Genomic DNA, 1,999 nt, shown 5'->3' on the forward strand with positions numbered 1-1,999 from the left:
TGACCTCTGCCCAGGTTCTCACCTGTATGCTGTATCTTCCTGATCTTTGAATGAAGCCGTGCGGAAGCGAGTCCTGGTTACGGCGCATTTCGGCATATTTGTCCATTCGGACGCCCACCACCCAGAAATCCCAGAAGACGTTGGCCTGGGTGAAGCGTGGGTCATCGAGGACCGCGAGTGCGTAGGATTCGATCTGATTGATCTGCGCCACGCCGATATCGATCTTCGGTCGTTTCAGCTCGATGACGATGTGCTCGATACGGTTCTGATGCTGTTCGACCTTCCGGGACAGTACAAGGTCGGGAATTGCGTCGCGACCGTCAGCCCGCCGTGGCGGGGTCCGCGAGTCGGTGAAGTCGATGTCGTCGCCGAGGATCTCGGCGTGTCCTCGAAGGACCTGGAGGAGGCGGTCATCGTCCCCGGTCAACGCGTACTCCTCGGCGAAGATCCACGTCTCTTCGGCGAGGATGCGGTGCAACTGGCGGCGTTCGAGTGTCTGCCTATTGCTTTCCGTATCGAAGACCAGCGCATTGAGCCCGGCGAGAAAATCCAGCCGGTCACCGATTTTTCGTGACGTGCTGATGAGCGTGGAAAGCGTGGTGCGGTCCAGGAGCCTGGCGAGCTCATCTATTCGGTCGCTTGGAAGATCGAGAACTTCGGTGAGTATGCGTCGCAGGCCGGTCGGGTTGGACTCCAGGGCTTCGCGGACCAGATGAAGGGAGAACTTCCGCGCTCTGGGATCGAGCCCGTCCAGGATTCGTGCTGCGCTGAGTGCAACCACGTCGAATGTCTGCTGTTCCGCCTGCTGAAGATGTGTGGTTGGTTCGTCGAAATACGGGTACGTGCCATCGTCTTTCCATTTCTGGACGAGGGCATTCTGTTTGTCTACGGCCTGTCGCCGAAAGTGCTCACGCAGCGTCCTTCGTGCGCATTCCAGCAACGGAGCCGCCTGTTCGAGCTCAAAATCAAGGAGGTGAATGTCGCGACCGAGGTCGCGGAATCCGTTCCAGCGAAGATAGGCGGTAAAATCGAAGCCCGGCGCCCATATACCGGGAGAGATCTGGTGCAACGCCATGCCGTCGGAATCACAGAGAAAGATGGCACGATCGATTTTTGCATTCCATTCAATTACCGTCAACGATGCCTTTCCCTCCATTCCCGGAACGGTCAGTGGGTACTCCACGCGGTTTTCCTGGAGCCGGGATGGGTCGAGCTTCGTGCCACACCAGGTCACCGTGACCTGCGAGTACGACTCGAGATATATCGCGAAGATGGCGGTCAGGTTGTCGACGATGTCGTCGCGGCCCAGGATGGCGACCGCGCGCTCGTCCAACCGCCTGACCACGACCCGCGTGCCCGTTATTGATCTTGTTGACGGTTTACTGTCGCTTATCTCGAAGCGACGCAGGTCGTTCCGATCCCCGGTGATCCGAATTTCGCCGTGACCGATGTCGCCATCGGCCGCGACGCTGGTCCATGTGATCTGGCCACCAAGACTGAACGCGGCATAGCGACCCTGACCATGCTTGCCGTGCAGGCTGCGGTGTTGCGTCCGGGTGGTTGCAGCGGAGCGCTTCCACGAACCGCCGACCCGGCCGAAACCACGGACAGCGTCGTCCTTCGTCATCCCATGACCGTCATCCATGACAGTGACAGTTTCTGGACCACCGAGATCATTTGTGGAAGTTGACACGTCAACGCGGTTCGCGTCGGCATCCAGCGAGTTCCAGATCAACTCGGCCAGGCCCGCGCGGGCATTCTTCAGGAGCCCGGCGAGGTGGTCCTCGTCGACCTCGACGGTGACCCGAGACATATATCCGCCCAACTTCCAGCAGGTCAAAGGGTGTGCGATCACAGCTCTTCTCGCACGTCCGGACCCGCAGGGGAACCTAGCAGGACTGTCAGTATAGATCACGAGTCCAGGTGATCAGTTGCGAGGCAGACGCAGGCGCCGTGCCCTTGGCCGGTGCGTTCGGTGCGTTCGGTGCGGTCGGTGCGG

General features: G+C 59.8%; 1 protein-coding gene. It reads right to left on the reverse strand.

Annotation, left to right across the window (positions count from 1 at the left end; genetic code table 11):
- The coding region (locus U9980_RS26395; RefSeq protein ID WP_322770407.1) for an ATP-binding protein at positions 1 to 1,813 on the reverse strand (1,813 nt) is incomplete at its 3' end.
- Positions 1,814 to 1,999: the final 186 nt, after the last annotated feature.

Origin of the sequence: Protofrankia sp. Cr1 (assembly GCF_963555865.1) — a bacterium.
Lineage (GTDB): Bacteria > Actinomycetota > Actinomycetes > Frankiales > Frankiaceae > Protofrankia.